The organism is Micromonospora sp. 050-3 (assembly GCF_046549335.1).
GTDB classification, from domain to species: domain Bacteria; phylum Actinomycetota; class Actinomycetes; order Mycobacteriales; family Micromonosporaceae; genus Micromonospora; species Micromonospora trifolii.
Genome location: NZ_JAJPVX010000002.1, coordinates 1,845,638 through 1,864,234 on the forward strand (window position 1 = coordinate 1,845,638; position 18,597 = coordinate 1,864,234).

Annotated in this window: 13 protein-coding genes; 9 read left to right on the top strand and 4 right to left on the bottom strand. The window is 73.3% G+C overall.

Translation table 11 applies throughout. The features are described 5' to 3' along the window. Positions 1–2 precede the first annotated feature (2 nt). Positions 3–3,614, bottom strand: coding sequence for a hypothetical protein (locus ACLJOK_RS23580; RefSeq protein WP_410820809.1), 3,612 nt, complete (start codon positions 3,612–3,614; stop codon positions 3–5). A 165-nt stretch (positions 3,615–3,779) separates the two neighbouring features. After that, positions 3,780–4,589: a DNA-formamidopyrimidine glycosylase family protein gene (locus ACLJOK_RS23585; RefSeq protein ID WP_410820810.1), complete on the bottom strand. Its 810-nt coding sequence runs from the start codon at positions 4,587–4,589 to the stop codon at positions 3,780–3,782. A gap of 109 nt (positions 4,590–4,698) precedes the next feature. On the opposite strand from ACLJOK_RS23585, the gene ACLJOK_RS23590 reads away from it, so the two are divergent. Further along, a complete protein-coding gene (locus ACLJOK_RS23590; protein ID WP_410820811.1) occupies positions 4,699–5,958 on the top strand; it encodes a hypothetical protein in 1,260 nt (419 codons plus the stop codon). 33 nt (positions 5,959–5,991) lie between these two features. Here ACLJOK_RS23590 and ACLJOK_RS23595 read toward each other — a convergent pair whose 3' ends face one another. Further along, positions 5,992–6,234, bottom strand: a complete 243-nt coding sequence (locus tag ACLJOK_RS23595) for a CPCC family cysteine-rich protein (protein WP_238671784.1) — start codon at positions 6,232–6,234, stop codon at positions 5,992–5,994. Between the two features lie 173 nt (positions 6,235–6,407). Between ACLJOK_RS23595 and ACLJOK_RS23600 the strand changes: the two genes are divergently transcribed. Further along, positions 6,408–6,965 carry a hypothetical protein gene (locus tag ACLJOK_RS23600; RefSeq protein WP_410820812.1) on the top strand — a complete coding sequence of 186 codons (558 nt, stop codon included), beginning with the start codon at positions 6,408–6,410 and terminating at the stop codon, positions 6,963–6,965. A gap of 75 nt (positions 6,966–7,040) precedes the next feature. On the opposite strand, the gene ACLJOK_RS23605 is transcribed toward ACLJOK_RS23600, so the two are convergent. Further along, complete coding sequence (locus ACLJOK_RS23605) at positions 7,041–11,711, bottom strand: DEAD/DEAH box helicase (protein ID WP_410820813.1); 4,671 nt, start codon at positions 11,709–11,711, stop codon at positions 7,041–7,043. 178 nt (positions 11,712–11,889) lie between these two features. Here ACLJOK_RS23605 and ACLJOK_RS23610 point away from each other — a divergent pair, with 178 nt between their 5' ends. The 7 genes from ACLJOK_RS23610 to mnhG all read left to right on the top strand — a co-directional run bounded on the left by ACLJOK_RS23610 (position 11,890) and on the right by mnhG (position 18,560). Continuing rightward, positions 11,890–12,276, top strand: a complete 387-nt coding sequence (locus ACLJOK_RS23610; protein WP_410820814.1) for a hypothetical protein — start codon at positions 11,890–11,892, stop codon at positions 12,274–12,276. A 271-nt stretch (positions 12,277–12,547) separates the two neighbouring features. Continuing rightward, positions 12,548–15,382 (top strand): Na+/H+ antiporter subunit A, encoded by a 2,835-nt coding sequence (locus tag ACLJOK_RS23615; protein ID WP_410820815.1) that lies wholly within the window; start codon positions 12,548–12,550, stop codon positions 15,380–15,382. Beyond that, positions 15,379–15,858, top strand: a complete 480-nt coding sequence (locus ACLJOK_RS23620) for a Na(+)/H(+) antiporter subunit C (protein WP_410820816.1) — start codon at positions 15,379–15,381, stop codon at positions 15,856–15,858. Before ACLJOK_RS23615 ends, ACLJOK_RS23620 begins: the two co-directional genes overlap by 4 nt. Beyond that, complete coding sequence (locus ACLJOK_RS23625; RefSeq protein WP_410820817.1) at positions 15,858–17,363, top strand: Na+/H+ antiporter subunit D; 1,506 nt, start codon at positions 15,858–15,860, stop codon at positions 17,361–17,363. The genes ACLJOK_RS23620 and ACLJOK_RS23625 overlap by 1 nt, the downstream gene beginning before the upstream one ends. Further along, entirely contained in the window at positions 17,360–17,971 is a 612-nt protein-coding gene (locus tag ACLJOK_RS23630; protein WP_410820818.1) for a Na+/H+ antiporter subunit E, read from the top strand. Before ACLJOK_RS23625 ends, ACLJOK_RS23630 begins: the two co-directional genes overlap by 4 nt. Continuing rightward, positions 17,968–18,231: a monovalent cation/H+ antiporter complex subunit F gene (locus ACLJOK_RS23635; RefSeq protein WP_030489433.1), complete on the top strand. Its 264-nt coding sequence runs from the start codon at positions 17,968–17,970 to the stop codon at positions 18,229–18,231. The genes ACLJOK_RS23630 and ACLJOK_RS23635 overlap by 4 nt, the downstream gene beginning before the upstream one ends. Further along, positions 18,231–18,560, top strand: a complete 330-nt coding sequence (gene mnhG, locus ACLJOK_RS23640; RefSeq protein ID WP_410821572.1) for a monovalent cation/H(+) antiporter subunit G — start codon at positions 18,231–18,233, stop codon at positions 18,558–18,560. Before ACLJOK_RS23635 ends, mnhG begins: the two co-directional genes overlap by 1 nt. Positions 18,561–18,597: the final 37 nt, after the last annotated feature.

Genomic DNA, 18,597 nt, shown 5'->3' on the forward strand with positions numbered 1-18,597 from the left:
GGTCACTGTGGTGTCGTCACCAGGACCTGCCCGGTGTACGGCGAGGTGCCCACGACGTTGAACGACCGGATCCGGTAGTGGTACGTCACGCCTCGGGCCAGCCCTGTGTTGGTGAAGCCGCGGCCGGTCACGGTGAATGTGGCCGTCTCCTGCTCAAAGGCCGGGTCGAGGGCCCGCTGCACTGTGAACCCGGACCCCGGACCGCTGGGTGTGCTCGCCTCCCAGGTCAGGGTCACCGTCGCGGTGTCCGGCCCGGGTGCGCCGGCGGTGGCGCTCACTCCGCTGGGGGTTCCCGGCGCGGGTGGCGAGGTCACAGTGGCGACCGTCGACCACGCCGAGGCGGCGCCCAGGTAGGTGGTTCGCACCCGGTAGTAGTACGTGGTGTCCGGTGCCACTGCAGCGTCCAGGTGGCTGTCCCCGACCCCGATCGCCGTGGTGCCCGGGCCGCTGGTGAACGTCGGGTTGGTGGCCCGCTGCACGTCGATGCCGGTGGCGAACGAGCGGTTCGTCCAGCGCAGCGCCGCGCGCAGCGGCGCGGCCGGCGGGAGCGTCGCGACCAGACCGCTCGGCGCGGCCAGGTGCACCGAGGCGGGCACCCCGTTCGACCAGGACGAGTAGCTGACCGCGTTCTCCGCCCGGATCCGGTAGTGGTAGGTCACCCCGGGGGTGACTGTCGCGTCGGTGTAGCGGGTGGCGGCGGCCGCGACGGTGATCGTGGTGACCTCCCCGCCGAAGGTCGCGTCGGTGGCCCGTTGCAGCAGGTGGCTGGTGGCGGGGGGTCGCCCGCCGTTGCTGGTCCAGGTCAGCGCGATCGCGGGTAGCGCGGTGGCCGAGCCGGGCACCGGTGTGGCGGTCAGCCCGGTCGGTGCCTTCGGTGCCACCCGTAGCACCAGCGGTCGGCTCATCCCGCCGTCGCGGTGCCCGGCGAGCTGACTGTGCCAGCGGTACTCCCAGCCCAGGTTGACCAGTTGGTTGACCACAGTGGCCGGTCGCCCGTCGGCCGGGCTGACCGGCGTCGACCCGGTCCGCGCTCCGGCCGGCCGACAGGGGTCGAGCAGCCGGACACTGTCACCCAGCTTGAACGGCAGAGCCGGCGCGACCGGGCGCAGCGCCACCACCACGTCCTCCCGGGGGTTCACCCGGATGATTCCCTTCCAGCCCAGCTCCGTGCCGTGCGGGAGTCGCAGCGTGCCGTCCCAGCCAACCCGGTTGACCACCTGTACGTCGCATCCACCGACGTGCAACGGCTCGGTCTGTCGGACGTTGCCGCTGATCCGCCAGAGCTGCGTGCCGTCGGTGGGGGCGCCCACCGGCACGGCGGGGTCGGTGGCGAAGAGCACCTCGGTGACCGGGTCGGTCGCACCGAGCGGCAGCGTCGTCGGGTTGAGCGGCCCGGCGTACGGGTGCCCGACGCCGAGCCGGCCCGCCAGCCGGCCGTGGTCCGGTTCGAAGATCTGCTGTGCGGCCTTGACCGCGATCGGCACTGTCACCGGGCCGGTGCCGGCCGTCGGCGTGAACGTCACAGTGGTGGCGTGCACCGGCACCGTCGTCTGCGCCGGGGTCCGGGTGCCGAACGCCGGGTCGTACGCCGGCTGCGGGACGATCGGTGGGCGCTGGCTGGCCGCGTACGCCAGGGGCAGCTGTTTGCGCAGCCGGCTCAGGTCGTACGGCGGCTCGGGCGTCCCGGTGACCCGAAACTGGAGCACGGTGCGGGTGTTCGGGCCGTACCCCGGTTCGGTGGGGGGCGGGCCACCCTCGGCGCTGCGGTCTGGGGCATCGGTGTGCTGGTCGTAGCGGGGGTCGAAGCCGGGCAGCGGGGCCGGAGCGTCGTTGTACAGGATCAGCGTGCTGCCCGGCGGCACGGCGGAGAAGTCGACGAGCACGTCGGCCCGTTCGCCCGGGGCGAGCAGCACTGTGTGCCCGTCGACGTTCAGCACCGTCGGGTCGAGCCGGTCGTAGCGGTAGCCGATCGGTCGGTTCGGCAGCACCACCGGCGCCGGCAGGAGGCCGGACTCGTTGCCGATCTGGATGAACTCCGGCCCGGCGGCGCGCGGGTCCGGCACGCCGCCGTCACGTCCGTCGGTCGGCCACCCCGCCGGACGGTCCGCCGCCCGCGCGGCGGGCACCATCGGCACCTCACCGGCGTCGGGGTCGGCGAGCGCCCCGTCGGTCGTCCACATCGCCGCGTCGGAGCAGGCGCGGTACAGCTGGAGGTTCAGGCTGCGGTCCAGGCAGGCGTTGAGGATCCGGAACCGGTACGTGCGCGGCTGCACCTCCAGGTACGGATAGGCGACGCCGTTGACGAGCGGGGTGTCGCCGTACGCCTCGGGAACTGCCGACGGGTGCGGTACGCCGGGGCTCAGCGGCGGCTCGTCCGGCGCGCCGACCGGGTCGTGGTACGGGTTCGGCACCCAGCCGTCGGCGCGGGTGTCGTCCGGGCTGGAGTTGTGGGACCAGGGTCCGTAGTCCCACCGGCCGGTGGGGTTGCGTCCGCCGGACCGGTACGGGTTCTGCCGGGGTTGGTAGACGTGCGGGTGCCAGAGGCTGCCCCGGGCGCCCCAGCGTTCCCGGTCCCAGGTCGGGTCTTCGGCGGCGAGTTGGGTGTCGTCCGGAACGAACGTCTTGTCCTCGATCACCAGTGGTATCTGGTCGGCCGGCAGCACCGCGTCGGCGACGAGCTGGTCCTCGGCCGGGTCGGTGAGCAGGTAGAGCGCGAGCTGTCCGCCGTAGACGGTGAGCCGGGCCAGGCCGAGGGTGTTGTCGTGGAACCACAGCAGCCGACCGCTCTGCTCGTTCGGGAAGTAGAGCGTGGTGGCCCCGGCGCCGGGCGCCGGCATGTCCGGCACGTGGGCCAGGCCGGGCCCGGTCGGGTACGGGGTGATCTCCCCGGCCGGGGTGATCCACTGCCCCGGGTTGCCCGCGCTGGTCCAGCCGGTCTGCGCCCCGGCCAGGTGCAGCACGGCCCGGTTCTGCGGGTAGGGCGCCGGTCCGTCCAGGGGGCCCAGGCCGGCCCCCTCGATGGTGTCGTCGACCGGCAGGAACAACTCGCCGGCCCGGCCGGCGGGGAGCTGGTTGATGAACTTCACCCGGACCGGTCGACCCCGACGGGCGCGGATCATCGGCCCGAGGTGCCACTGTCGCTCCGGAGGCACCACGGTGTTGTGCCCGGCCGGGTCGGTAGCCAGGTTGAGTTGCCGGTAGCCGCGCAGCCGGGTGGCCGGCAGGTCCCGGTGCAGCCGCTGGGCGTACTCCTGAAGGCCGATCTCGTAGTAGTCGCAGCCCGGATAGCTGATGGTGTCCGGCACCGCCACCGGTAGGTGGCTGCCGAGATCGCCATGGCCCGGCTGGCCCGGGAGGGGCAGTGGGTCGACGAACTTGCGCAGCCCGGTCCCGGCCACCACCTGTCCGTCGGGGTCCCGGGTCGGGCGAGGGCTGTAGGCGAAGTTCGGCACCGGGCCGAAGTAGCGGGGCACGACGGCCGGGTCCAGGCTCGGCGTGACGACGGCCTCCTCGGCGGTACGCGCGGCCGGCACTGACGCCGCCCGGCCGTCGGCGTCGGTGTCGCGGGTGGTCCGCTCGAAGAAGGTGGAGCGGAGTCTGCGGAACATCGCCATGACTCTCCCCGGTTCGGGGCGCGAGGTCCGCCACCCCGGCGTGGGGGACCTCGGCACTCTGCTGACGGTCGGTGAGCGCTCAACCGCAGCATGCGACTCCGGCGGCCGGTTAGGAATTACCCAATCGTCCGTTTCTGCCATGGGTTCCGTCTGGCCAGAGCCTGGTCAGCCGGATGACGACGAACCGGAGGGCTCGGGCTGGCAGACCGGGCACCAGTAGGTGACCCGCTCGCCCAGCTCCTCCTTGCGGATGGCGGTGCCGCAGCGGCGGCAGGGCTGGGCGCGGCGGCCGTAGACGTAGCTGGTCTGCCCCCGGTGCAGCGAGCCGGTGCTGCTCTGCGTCCACCGTCCCCGGTTGGCGGCCAGCAGCCGCTGTGCGAGGGCCACCAGGCCCGGCAGGTCGGGCACCCCGCCGACCGGAGTCCACGGTGACACGCCCCGCAGGAACAGCACCTCGCACTTGTAGAGGTTGCCCACGCCGGCCAGGTTGCGTTGGTCGAGCAGCGCCTCGCCGATGGTCTGCTCCGGGTGGTCGGCGAGCCGGCGGACCGCCTCGGCCGGGTCCCAGTCGAGGCCGAGCAGGTCGGGGCCGAGGTGGCCGACCAGACGGTCCTCCTCGGCCGTCGGCACCAGGGTCAGGTCGTGCAGGTGGTAGCCGACCGCGACAGCGCCGGGGCTGCGCAGCACCACCCGGATCAGGTGCGCGGGTCGGCCGCTCCAGCGTTCCCCCGGGGCGTACGCCCGCCAGGCGCCGTCCATCCGCAGGTGGGAGTGCAGGGTCCAGTGCTCCTGGGTCGGGGCGTCGAGCCGCAGCAGCAGGTGCTTGCCCCGGCTGGCCGACTCGCGGACGGTCCAGTCGGTGAGGTCAGTGGTCGCCAGCTGCGGCACCCGGAAGTCGCTGCCGGTGATCCGCGCGCCGGCCAGCGCGCGGTGCAGCACGCGCGCGGTGTTCCAGACTGTGTCGCCTTCGGGCACCCTGCCATCCTCCCTCTTTCGAGCAAGATTCGCATGTGTCGCCATTTGTACTCAGGTTCCTCATGATCTCCCGACATGCGAAGGTCAGTGGGTTCTGAGGAGAATGCCCATGACGCGACACCATTGTCGTATCCCATCCGTCGCCCTCATTGCCACCCTCGCCCTCCTGCTCACCGCGGCGCTCCTACCCGCCGGCCCTGTCCCGGCCGCACCCGGCGGCGCCCCGATCACCCTCGTTGCCGCCGCACCCGGCGACGAGCGGTGGAGCGCCGACCTCAGCATCGTCGACCGCGACGATGTCAACGTCCGGCGCGCCGCCGCCGGCCTACGCCTGCGGGAGGTCCGGTCCACCGGGCGCGGCGCGCGCAGCCCGCACAGCGCGGTCGCCGAGGGGATGCTGCTGACCGCTCCCCGCACCCTCGCCCGGCCGGCCACCCGGGTCCGCGCCGAGGTCAACGCCGCGGTCCCGGCCGGGGCGACAGTGGAGGCGCAGGTCCGCGGCTGGCGGGCCGCCGGCTGGACGGAGTGGCGGGCGGCCACCACCGGCGCGGTCTTCGACCGGCCGGTCACCCGGGTCCAGACCCGGGTGGTGCTCACCGCGCCCGATGGTGGCGCAACAGCGACGGTACGGGGTGTGCAGCTCACCGCCGACGCGAACGCCGCCGTCTCCGCCGCCACGCCCGGCCGCACCTACCGGGTGTACGCCACCCGCATCGGACTGGTCGGTGAGCTGACCGCCAACGGCCGTACCGTGCAACCCCGGGACCACTTCGCTGCGCTGCCGTCGCGGCGGGGTCTCTCCCCGCTCAACACCGGCGACTACACGGTGCGGATCTGCACCACCAACGGCTCCCGCTGCGAGTACGCCCCGGTCTGGGACGTCGGGCCGTGGAACACCCGCGACGACTACTGGAACCCCTCATCGGTCCGGGAGAACTGGAAGAACCTGCCGCAGGGCCGGCCCGAGGCGCAGGCCGCGTACCAGTCCGGCTACAACGGCGGACGGGACCAGTTCGGGCGGACCGTGCTCAACCCGGCCGGCATCGACCTGGCCGACGGCACGTTCTGGGACGGGTTGCGGCTGACCACCAACGCCTGGGTGGACGTCGCCTATCTGTGGACCGGAGGCGGGCCGCGCGGCGTGGTCGGTGACGGACCGCTCAACATCCGCACCGGGGCCAGCACGTCGTACGGGACCCGTGGCCTCGCCGCCCGGCTGGCCCACGTGCCGATCCAGTGCTACGTCACCGGTCAGTCGGTCGCCGGCCCCTACCGGACCACCACCCGCTGGAACCGTCTGGCCAGCGGGCAGTACGTCAGCCACGCGTACATCTCCAGCGTGTACGGCGGCAGCGTCCCCGTCTGCTGAGCCACGCTCACCTCGTCGGGTGCCCCGTCAGGGTCAGGGGCGCTCGTCGGGGCGGGCCGTACGCACCATGTCCTGGTAGCGCGGGTGGCTGGCACCGTAGACGGCGTAGTTGAGACGGGCGTGCGTGAGGCTCAGGTCGCCGTTGGGGCCGCCCCGGACGGCGTCGGCGTCGGCGTCGGTCTGGCCGTCGTCGGTCCAGAAACAGACGGGGCAGGTCCCCCCGCCGGTCCGTGACGCACAGCAGGGACAGCCCACAGGAACCACATGCTCACCCACCGGAGAAGCATTCCACAGTCGAACATCAGCCCGATACCCGCAGGAGGTCCCCCGGGGAGGCCGCGAGGAGGTCCGCGGCCGGGTGGTAGAACCGCCGGTGTTGGCGGATACGGGACAGCGCAGTGGCCGACCGGCCCCTCCCGCCGACGGAGGACGTTGGGCAGACTGCCCTGGTGACAACTCGGAACCTCCCCGCAGTCGGAATCCTGCTGGTCGCCGTCGCCCTCAGCGCCGGTTGTGGCAGTGACGACGACGGCAGCCCGAACGCGACCCCATCCGTCTCGTCCGAGGCGGCCCCGACCGGCCTGCCGACGCCCCAAGCCTCATCCAGTGCCGACGGCGCGACCCCGCCCTCCGCCGCCGCACAGGGCACGACGCAGCGACGGCCGGCCAGCCCGCCGCCGGTGGTGCTGCCCAAGCGCCCGGCCAGTGCGCCCGGCGCGAAGAAGGTCATCGAGGCGTTCCGGGCTGCCGGCCTGAAGGTGTCGCACCCGAAGGACCGCTCGGTCGACTGTGGGCCGGACGGCCTCGGCCTGGGCTGTTCCGAGCTGATGGCCACCGACGCCGTCACCGTCTACGTCTTTCCGGACGAGACCAGCGCCAGCGACATCGCGGAGACCTGGGGCGGCCAGTCGTACCAGCGCGGCGCTGTGGTGCTGAACTACCTGGAGGCGAAGACCCCGGCCGCCGATCGCCCGCGCTACGAGAAGGTCCTCAACGGCCTGGGCTGAGCGCCGGTCCGCAGCGTTGAGACTGTCGCTCAATCACGTGCGTCAGGCCCGGCAGGGTGGGGTGAGTTCGGCGGGTCAGCCGCGCAGGCGCAGGCCGCGGGGGGTGGCCCGGAAGCCGGCGGCGGTCAACGCGTCCCGCAGCGGCGACGAGTGCACCGCCTCGCCGTCGGCCCGCTCCACCGACATCGCGCCCAACGCCCCCGAGTGGACGGCGTCGGCGAGCGCCTTGCCGGCCGCGGCGAGCGTGTCGGTGTCGTCGGTGAAGGAGAGCAGCGTCCGGCCGCCGCGTTCGACGTAGAGGACGAGGTCGCCGCCGACCTGCACCACCAGGGCGCCCGCCTTGCGGCCGGCCCGGTGCCCGGTCGCCGGGGTGGCACCGTCGCCGGAGTCGATCACCCGTTCCGGCCAGGGCAGTGCCGCACCGTACGGGTTGGCCGGGTCGGTAGCGGCGAGCACTGTGGCCGCCGCGCCCCGACCCCGGGCACCGTCGGTCGGCTCGGCCAGCGCGCGTAGCCGGTCCACCGCACCGGGTACGGCGAACTGCGCCGCTCCGAGCCCTTCGACGAAGTAACCACGGCGGGCCGCGCCGCGCTCCTCCAGCGCCGACAGCACCGGGTAGACCGCCGAGAACCCGCCGACCACCTGCTCGGCCATCACAGCGCCCCGGGTGACCACCCCGTGGCGCTCCAACAGCAGGTCGGCGAGCGCGGCGGCCCGCCGGGTCGGGTCGAGGTCCCGCTCCGGGAGACGTGACCAGCGGCCCGCGACAGTCGGCGGGCCACCTCGGGTCGGCAGCGCCACCCGACCGGGGCGCCGGTAACGGGTGCGAGGCGCGGACGGCCGGGAGCGGTGCGCGCCGCCGGCACCGAGCACCGCGCGCAGCGGGGCGAGGGTGTCGTTGCTGAGGTGCCCGGCCCAGACCAGGTCCCAGATCACCGCGGTCAGCGCGGCGTCGTCGGTCGAGCCGACCCGGTCGGCCAGCGGGCGGAAGAACAGCGCCTGCCCGTCGCCGAGCGCGTCGAGCACCGCGTCGTGCAGCGGGGTGCGGGTCAGCGCCTCGTCCGGCGGCGGCAGCAGCAGCGGCGCGGCGTCCGCGTACGCCAGGGTGACCCAGCCGTCGCCCCCGGAGATCGCGCCCGACCCTGCCCAGAGCACCTCCCCGCTGGCGCATAGCTCGTCGAGCTGGGCGGGGGAGTAGTCCGCGACCCGGGCGGGCAGCACCAACCGCTCCAGCGCGGACGCCGGCACCGCGGTGCCCTGCAACTGCTCCACAGTGGCGGCGAGCGCCTCCACACCCCGGGCGGACGAGCCGACCTGCTGCCAGCGCGGCAGGAACGTCGCCAACGCCCGGGGCGGCACCGGCTCGATCTCCCTGCGCAGCGCGGCGAGGGAGCGGCGGCGCAGCATCCGCAGCACCTCAGCGTCGCACCACTGGGCGCCGGCCGACTCCGGGGTGAACTCCCCGGAGACCACCCGCCCGGTGGCGCCGAGCCGGCGCAGCGCCTGCTCGACGACGAACACGCCGAGCCCGAACCGGGCCGCACAGCTGGCCGCGGCGAACGGGCCGTGGGTGCGGGCGTAGCGGGCCACCAGGTCACCGAGCGGATCGGCCACCGGGGCGAGGTACGCCTCGGCCACCCCCATCGGCAGCGCCACGCCGAGGGCGTCGCGCAGGCGGGCGGCGTCCTCGACACCCACCCAGCGCTGCTCGCCCGCGATCCGGACCCGCAGCACCCGGCGGGTGGCCTCCAGCTCGCTGAGCCACGTCTCCGGCACCCCCCGCTCGGTCAACTCGTCGTCGCTCAGGTCACCGAGCACCCGCAGCAGCTCGACGACGTCCTCGGCGTCGCGGGGGCGGCGCTGCTCGGTCAGCCACCGCAGCTGCCGGTCGGTCTCGGTGAGCACGGCCGGGTCGAGCAACTCCCGCAGGTCGACCCGGCCGAGCAGCTCGCCGAGGAGCGTGGAGTCGAGGGCGAGTGCGGCGGCGCGGCGCTCGGCCAGCGGGGCGTCGCCCTCGTAGAGGAACGCGCCGACGTAGCCGAAGAGCAGCGACCGCGCGAACGGCGACGGCGCGCTGGTCTCCACCTCGACCAGTCGCACCTTGCGGGTGGCCAGGTCGCGCATCAGCCCGGCCAGCGCCGGCTGGTCGAAGACGTCCTGGAGGCACTCCCGGGCGGCCTCCAGGGTGACCGGGAAGTCCGCGTACTCGCGGGCGACGTCGAGCAGTTGCGCGGCGCGTTGCCGTTGCTGCCAGAGCGGTTGACGGCGGCGCGGGTCGCGGCGCGGCAGCAGCAGGGACCGGGCGGCGCACTCCCGGAAACGGGCGGCGAAGAGGGCTGAGGTGCCGACCGACTCCTCCACGAGTTGGGTGATCTCGTCGGGCTCGAAGACCACCACGTCGGCGCCGGGGGGCTCGTCGGCGGTGTCCGGAAGTCGCACCACGATGCCGTCGTCGGAGGGCATCACCTGGGCGTCCACCCCGTACCGCTCGGCCAGCCGGCGGCCCACCGCGAGGGCCCAGGGTCCGTTGACCCGGGCACCGAGCACGCTGTGCACAGCCAGTCGCCAGTCACCCAGCTCGTCGCGGAACCGCTCGACCACGACCGTGCGGTCGTCGGGCAGCGAGCGGGTGGCCTCCCGCTGCTCGCGCAGGTAGGCCATCAGGTTGCCGGCGGCCCAGTCGTCCAGCCCACCGTCGCGCAGCGCGGCCAGGGCCGCCTCGTCGGTCTGGCGCAGCAGAGTTCGCACCCGGGCGCCGATGGCCCGGCCCAGCTCCACCGGCCGGCCCAACTGGTCGCCCTTCCAGAACGGCATGCGCGCGGCCTGCCCCGGGGCGGGCGAGACCAGCACCCGGTCAGGGGTGATCTCCTCGATGCGCCAGGAGGATGAGCCGAGCAGGAAGACGTCGCCGACCCGGGACTCGTAGACCATCTCCTCGTCCAGCTCGCCGACCCGGGCGGCCCGCTCGGCGCCGGCCAGGAAGACACCGAACAGGCCCCGGTCGGGGATCGTTCCGCCGCTGGTCACCGCGAGGCGTTGCGCTCCCTGGCGGCCGGTGAGCACATCGGTGGCTCGGTCCCAGACCAGGCGGGGTCGCAGCTCGGCGAACGCCGTGGACGGGTAGCGGCCGGAGAGCATGTCGAGCACGGCGTGCAGCGCCGAGTCGGGCAGCTCGGCGAAGGGCGCGGCCCGGCGGACCAGCACGGCCAGGTCGCCGAGTGGCCACGGCTCCAGCGCCACCATCGCGACGATCTGCTGGGCCAGCACGTCCAGTGGGTTGCGCGGGTAGTGCAGCTCCTCGATGGCACCGGCGGTCATCCGCTCGGCGACCACCGCGCAGGACAGCAGGTCGCCGCGGTGCTTGGGGAAGACCACCCCCCGCGAGATGGCGCCCACCTGGTGCCCGGCCCGGCCGACGCGTTGCAGGCCGGCGGCCACGCTGGGCGGCGCCTCGATCTGCACCACCAGGTCGACAGCGCCCATGTCGATGCCCAGCTCCAGGCTGGAGGTGGCCACCACCGCCGGGAGCTGACCGGACTTGAGCGCCTCCTCGATGTGCTTGCGCTCCTCGCGGGAGACGCTGCCGTGGTGGGCACGGGCGATCACGGGCGCCGCGCCGGTGGCCGCGCCGGACTGGGCCATCACCTCGGCCGGCGGCCGGTTGCGCAGCGGACCGGCGGGGCCACCCCAGCGCTGCGCGCCGGAGGCCTGGCCGTCGTCGCCCGCCGGGTCGTCGCCAACCGGCAACCCCTCCGGTACGCCGATCGCGCCCTCGCCCGACGCGGATGCGTCCACCGCCTCGGCGGCCAGCTCGTTGAGCCGGGCGCAGAGGCGCTCGGCACTGCGGCGGGAGTTGGTGAAGACGATTGTCGAGCGGTGCTGCCCGATGAGGGTGAAGACCCGCTCCTCCACGGCCGGCCAGATCGACGCCCGACGCGGCCCGGGGCCGCCGAGGTCGTCCTCCGGTGGTTGCTCCTGCTCGTCCAGGCGGGTCATGTCCTCCACCGGGACCTGCACGCTGACCTCGATGGTCTTCGGCGTGGCCGGCTGCACCACGTCGACCGGGCGGGCGCCGCCGAGGAACTGCGCGCAGGCGTCGATCGGCCGGACGGTGGCCGAGAGGCCGATGCGCTGCGCCGGGGCGGGCAGCAGCTCGTCGAGGCGTTCGAGGGAGAGGGCGAGGTGGGCGCCGCGTTTGCTGCCGGCCACCGCGTGCACCTCGTCGACGATCACCGTCTGGACGCCGCGCAGCGAGTCGCGAGCCGCGGACGTGAGCAGCAGGAACAGCGACTCGGGCGTGGTGATGAGGATGTCCGGCGGGGTGCGGGCGAAGGCCCGTCGCTCGTCGGCGGGCGTGTCGCCGGTGCGCATGCCGACGGTGATGTCGGGCGGTGCGATGCCCAGCCGGGTGGCCGCCTGCCGGATGCCGGCCAGCGGGGCGCGCAGATTGCGTTCGACGTCGACGGCGAGGGCCTTGAGCGGGCTGACGTAGAGCACGCGGCAGCGCTGGCGGGCCTCGGCCGGCGCCGGCTCGCGGGCGAGTCGGTCCAGTGACCAGAGGAAGGCCGCGAGCGTCTTGCCCGAGCCGGTGGGCGCCACCACGAGCGCGTTGCGGCCGGCGGCGACCGACCGCCAGGCACCGGTCTGCGCGGCGGTCGGTGCGGCGAAGGCGTTGTCGAACCAGGCGCGGGTGGCCGGGCCGAACCCGGCGAGCACCGCGCCGGCGTCTGCGTCTGCCCCGGTCACCGGTCCATGGTGCCCCGCCGGTCCGACATCCACGAGCGACCTCACGACGGAGTGGGCCAGCAAAAGGCAAAAAGCGTGGAACGTGCGCTTAATACGTTAAGTCTCACTTAACTGCTTGCTTCTAAGGAGCAACATAAAGTAACTTCACTCGCAACGCGAACCGGGGTGAGGGGATTTGATGGCCGGCGAGCAGCGCACCGTCGAACCGGGCACCGACGTGCTGATTCGCAAGGTCGACAGCCACCTCGCCGCGCTCCGGGCCGGTCTGCACAGCCCCGAGCTGGAGCTCGCCGAACGCCTCGCCCGCTGCCTGCGCGAGTTGGTCCTCTGCACCGCCCAGGCCAGCGCCGCCGACCGAGGTCAGGTCCGCGTTGCCGTCCACTACTTCGTGCTGCGTCGCGAGAGCCGTGGCCGCCTGCTCTCGGTGCGGTCGCTGACCGCCGCCGAGCGGGTGGTTGACCGGGTCGCCCGCCAACTCGGCCGCCCCGACCTGCTGGCCGAGCTGCGCCGCGATCGCCCCACACCCGACGACGCGCAGCCCCTCAACAACGCCCTGCTGCGCTGAGGCCGCCCCACCCCCGGGCCCGCGTCATCAAGCTTCCCACCTGCGCGATCTTGCACTTGCAGTCGCGGCCATAGGGGGCATTCCGTACATCTGGGCGACCGAAAATGCAAGATTGGCGCCCCAGGGGGTCGCGACGTGGGGTTGGGGTTGGGGGCGGGGGGTCGCAGGGGCGAATTCTGGCAAAACCGCCCGGCGGGGGAGGAACTGGCGTCTGATCGCTGCTAGGCGCCACCGCTGCCACGGGCGTCGGCCATGTCGATCGGGAGCGCAGGTGCTGGTACTGCTCATCCTCCACCTCGTGGCGGCCCTCGCCGCGCCCCTGCTCGTCCGCTGGTGGGGTCCGCGCGCGTGCTACCCGCTGGCGCTCGCGCCGGCCGCAGCGTTCTGCTGGGCGCTGGCTCGCACCCCGGCCGTCGCCGACGGCGGGGCGGTGGTCGAGACGTACCCCTGGATCCGGCAGTTGGGCCTCGACCTCGCGTTCCGGCTCACCACCCTGTCCTGGCTGATGACGCTGTTGATCGGTGGCGTCGGCGCGCTGGTGCTGGTCTACAGCGCCCGCTACTTCGGCGCCGGTTCGACCGGGCTGGCGCAGTTCGCTGCGGTCCTGGTCGCCTTCGCCGGCGCGATGCTCGTCCTGGTCTTCGCCGACGACCTGCTGCTGCTCTACGTCGGCTGGGAGCTGACCACGATCTTCTCGTACCTGCTGATCGGGCACAGCACCGAACGGCGGTCCAGCCGCTGGGCGGCGGCGCAGGCGTTGACGGTCACCACCCTGGGCGGCCTCGCGATGCTGGTCGGCTTCATCCTGCTGGGCGAGCACGCCGGCACCTACCGCTGGTCGGAGATCAGCGCGCAGCCGCTGCCCGGCGGCGGGTACCTGGTGGGCGCCGTGCTGCTGATCCTGGCCGGCGCGCTGTCCAAGTCGGCGGTGCTGCCGTTCAGCTCGTGGCTGCCGGTGGCGATGGCGGCACCCACGCCGGTCAGCGCCTACCTGCACGCCGCCGCCATGGTCAAGGCCGGCGTCTACCTGGTCGGACTGCTCGCGCCGGTGCTGGCCACGGTCGGCCCGTGGCGGCCGCTGGTGCAGATCGCCGGCGTGGCGACCATGCTGCTCGCCGGGTGGGCCGCGCTGCGCCAGACCGACCTCAAGCTGCTGCTGGCGTACGGGACGGTCAGTCAGCTCGGCCTGCTGGTGGCGGTGACCGGCTCGGGCACCCCGGACGCCGCACTGGCCGGCACCGCGATGCTGTTGGCGCACGCCCTGTTCAAGGCGGCGCTGTTCCTGGTCGTCGGCATCATCGATCACGGTGCTGGCACTCGTGACCTGCGCGAGCTGTCCGGGGTGCGGCACTGGTCCCGGCCGCTGTTCGTGGTCGCCGTGCTGGCCGCGGCGTCGATGGCCGGGGTGCCGCCGCTGGTCGGCTTCGTGGCCAAGGAGGCGGTGTTCGGGGCGTTCACCGACCAACCGGTGCTCCTCACCGGCCTGGTCGCCGGGACGGTGCTCACCGTCGCGTACAGCGCCCGCTTCCTCTGGGGCGCGTTCGCCGACCGGCCGGGTGTGGCGCCGGTCCCGCCGGGGTCGATCGCCGCGTCGATGCTGGTGCCGCCCGCGGTCCTCGCCGGTGTCGGTCTGCTCGCCGGTCCGGCCGCGAGCGTGCTGGACGACCTGCTGCGCCCGTACGCCGATCTGCTCGGCGGGGTCGACGCGCACCTGGCGCTCTGGGCCGGGCCGACCCCGGCGCTCGGCCTGTCCGTGCTGGCGCTCGTCGGCGGCGGCCTGCTCTTCGCCGTGCGTGGGCCGCTCGCCCCGGTGCTGGCCCGGCTCCGGTCACCAGTGCGGGGAAACCAGGGGTACGAGTGGGTCGTCGGCCGCTTCGACCGGCTGGCCATCGAGGTCACCAGCGCGACCCAGCGCGGCTCACTGCCGCAGTATCTGGGCATCATCCTGGTCACACTGGTGCTGGTGCCGGGTGCGGCGATGCTCTCCGCCAGCCCTTGGCGGGCGCGGATTCCGCTCTGGGACAGCGCGCTGCAGCCGGTGGTCATCCTGGTGATCACGGTGGCGGCGGTGCTGGCGGTCGGTGCCCGTCGCCGGTTGACAGCGATGCTGCTGGTGGGCATGACCGGCTACGGCACGGCGATGCTGTTCGTGCTGCACGGAGCGCCCGACCTGGCGCTCACCCAGTTTCTGGTGGAGACCTCGACGATCGCGGTCTTCGTGCTGGTGCTGCGTCGCCTGCCGGAGCGCTTCTCCGCTCGTCCGCTGCGCCGTACCCGCTGGGCCCGTCGGGTGATCGGGGTGGCGGCGGGGGTGGTGGCCGCCGGGTTGGCCCTCACCGCGGTCGGCGCCCGCCGGGCGCCGGACATCTCCGCGGCCTTCCCCGATCTGGCGGTGGCGCACGGGTACGGCCGCAACGTCGTCAACGTGACCCTTGTCGACATTCGGGCCTGGGACACGATGGGCGAGCTGGCGGTGCTGGTGGTGGCCGCGACCGGGGTGGCCAGTCTGATCTTCGAGCGCTCCCGCACCGGGCCGCGGCCGCGCCGGCCCGAGTCCGACCAAAGTGCGGGTGGGCGTGGCCGGCCGGTCTGGCTGCGCGGTGGCCCCACCCTCTACGAGGAACGCCGCTCGATCGTGTTGGAGGTGGTCATCCGGCTGATCTTCCACACCGTGGTGCTGTTCTCGCTGTTCCTGCTTTTCTCCGGGCACAACGCGCCGGGCGGCGGGTTCGCCGGCGGGCTGGTGGCGGGTCTCGCCCTGGTGGTCCGCTACCTGGCCGGCGGCCGGTACGAGCTGACCGAGGCGGCCCCGATCGGCGCCGGCGCGATCCTCGGCGCCGGCCTGGCCATGGCGGTGGGCAGTGGCGTGGTGGCGCTGCTGGTCGGCGGGTCGGTGCTGGAGAGCGCGAAGGTCGACCGAGCCCTGCCACTTGTCGGCGACGCCCATCTGGTCACGTCGCTCTTCTTCGACATCGGCGTGTACCTGGTCGTGATCGGGTTGGTGCTGGACATCCTGCGCAGCCTCGGTGCCGAGGTGGACCGGCACATCGAGGCAACCGGAACAGCCACCGGCGGGTTGGCCGTCGACAAGGGAGACCGGGCATGACGCGGAGCGGTGCGGGGCCGACGTTGGTGCTGGTACTGGCTGTCGCGGTGCTGGTCGGGTGCGGGGTGATCCTGCTGTTGGAGCGGAGCCTGACCCGGATCCTGCTCGGGGTGATCATGATCGGCAACGGGGTGAACCTGTTGATCCTTTTGGGTGGGCGGTCGGGCGGGGCGCCGATCGTCGGCACGGGCCCGGTGGAGCGGATGAGCGACCCGCTGCCGCAGGCGATGGTGTTGACCTCCATCGTGATCACCTTCGGGTTCACCGCGTTCCTGCTCGCTGTGGCGTACCGCAGCTGGTATCTCTCCGGCGACGACGAGGTGCCCGACGACCTGGAGGACCGGCAGATCATCCGCCGGGCCGGGCGCAACGAGTTGGGTGCTGTCGATCGCGGTGGGGAGGGCCCGAACGGCGACCCGGAGCAGGTCGATCCCGAGCCGGCCCGCCGCCGGTTACGGCGCGGGGACGAGTCGTGATGCACGCCCTGGTGCCGCTGCCGGTGGTGGTGCCGCTGCTCGGTGCGGCGCTGACCCTGCTGTTGGCCGGGAGACCCCGAATCCAGCGCGCGACCAGCGTGCTGTGTCTGAGCGGCACGCTCACTGTGGCGGTGCTGCTGCTGGTGCAGGCGTACCGGCACGGGCCGGTGGTGGTGGCGGTCGGGGGGTGGCCGGCGCCGGTCGGCATCGTCCTGGTGGCCGATCAACTGGCCGCGTTGATGCTGGTGGTCTCCTCGGCGGTGACCCTCTGCGTGCTGCTCTACTCGATCGGCCAGGGTCGCAGCGAGACGAGCGAGAGCTCGCCGGTGTCGATCTTCCACCCGACGTACCTGGTGCTCACCGCGGGCGTCACCAACGCGTTCCTGGCGGGTGACCTGTTCAACCTCTTCGTCGGGTTCGAGATCCTGCTGGCCGCCAGCTTCGTGCTGATCACACTGGGGGGAACAGAGACCCGGATCCGGACCGGGTCGACGTACGTGGTGGTCAGCATCCTCTCCTCGATGATCTTCCTGACCGCTGTGGGTCTGGTGTACGCGGCCACCGGCACGCTCAATCTCGCCCAGCTCGCTCAGCGCCTCGACGACCTGCCCGACGGTGTCCGACTGGCCCTGGAGCTGATGTTGCTGCTGGCCTTCGCGATCAAGGCGGCGGTGTTCCCCCTGTCGGCCTGGCTGCCGGACAGCTACCCCACCGCGCCAGCCCCGGTCACTGCCGTCTTCGCGGGACTGCTCACCAAGGTGGGCGTCTACGCGATCATCCGCACCGAGACGTTGCTGTTCCCCGCTGGGCGTGCCCACGTACTGCTCATGGTCGTCGCCGGGTTGACCATGGTGATCGGCATCCTCGGTGCGGTGGCCCAGTCCGACCTGAAGCGAGTCTTCTCGTTCACCCTGGTCAGTCACATCGGCTACATGATCTTCGGGGTGGCGTTGAGCACCGTCGCCGGCCTCTCCGGCGCGATCTTCTACGTGGTGCACCACATCACGATCCAGACCACGCTGTTCCTCGTCGCCGGGCTGGTCGAGGAGCGCGCCGGCAGCACCGACCTGCGGCGTATCGGCGGGCTGGCCCGGGTGGCGCCGCTGCTGGGTGTGCTCTTCTTCGTCCCGGCCATGAATCTCGCCGGAGTGCCACCGTTCTCCGGTTTCCTCGGCAAGCTCGGCCTGCTCCAGGCCGGGGTGGCGGCCGGCGGGCCGCTGCCCGGGGTGCTGGTCGCGGCCGGCACGCTGACCAGCCTGCTCACCCTGTACGTGGCGTCCCGGGTGTGGAACATCGCCTTCTGGCGGGCGCCCCGGCTGGCCACCAGCGAGCCGGTCGTCCAGTTGCCGAGGCTGATGGTGGGCGCCACAGTGGCCCTGGTCGCCCTCGGGCTGGCGTTGACAGTGCTGGCCGGTCCGCTCTTCGAGGTCACCGCCGACGCGGCCGCGGACCTGCGGCTGCGCACCCCGTACGTGCGGGCAGTGCTGCCGGGCGGTGTGCCGTGACCGGCACCTCTGAGCCGGCTCCCGACGCCCCCGGGCCCGCAGTGGTGGGGCGGGGCCGGCTCGGGCGCTGGCGGGACCAGGCGGTGGCGCTCGGGTGGCTGGTGGTGGTCTGGAACCTGCTCTGGGGCGACATCAACTGGGCCAACCTGGTCGGCGGCCTGCTGGTGGGCGCGGCCGTGCTGGTGTTCTACCCGCTGCCGGCGGTCAGCTTCGGTGGCCGGTTGCGACCGCGGGCGCTGCTGGTGTTCGCGGGCCGGTTCGCCGTCGAGCTGGTCAGCGCGAGCCTGCACATCGCCCGGATCGCCGTGCAGCCCGGCTACCGGCCGCGCGGGGCCATCATCGCGGTCCGGTTGCGGGTGTCCACCGACCTGAACCTGGCGCTCACCGCCGAGGCGGTCTCGTTGGTGCCGGGCACCTTGATCCTCGAGGTGGACCGGGACTCCGGAACGCTCTACCTGCACGTCCTGGACACCCACGGCCCGGGGGACCTGGACGTGGCCCGGGACCGCACGCTCGCCGTCGAGCGGCGGATCATCCGCGCGGTCGGCTCCACCAGCGAACTGCGCCGCCTCGACGTCACCTCACCCGAGAAGGGAACCCGCCCGTGACCACGTTCCTGGCCGTCGTCCTCACCGCCCTGCTGTCGGTCACCGCGCTCCTCGCGCTGGCCCGCCTCTACCGGGGCCCGTCGCTTGTGGACCGGGTGATCGCCGCGGACATGCTGCTCGCCACGATGGTCGGCGCGGTGGGCGCCGAGGCGGCCGTCAACCGGCACGCCACCACGCTGCCCGTGCTGGTGGTGCTCTCCCTGCTCGGCTTCGTGGGCTCGGTGTCGCTGGTCCGCTTCGCCGTCCGGGAGCAGCAGTGATCGCGACGGTCGCGGACTGGCTCGGCGCCGGTTGTCTGGTGGCCGGCGCGCTGCTCGGCCTGGCCGCCGGGATCGGCGTCCTGCGTTTCCCGGACGCGCTGTCCCGGATGCACGCGGCCACCAAGCCGCAGGTGCTCGGGGTGCTCCTGTTGCTGCTGGGCATCGCGTTGCGGCTGCGGTCCCCGGCGGACCTGGGCATGCTCCTGCTGGTGGCGGTCTTCCAGTTGGCGACCGCGCCGGTGGCGGCGCAGATGATCGGGCGGGCCGCGTACCGGTCGGGGCGGGTGGACCGCAGTCTCCTCGACGCCGACGAGCTGGCCGACCGGTGACCCGACCCGGCCGCCCGGACTCAGCCGGCGGTGTGGT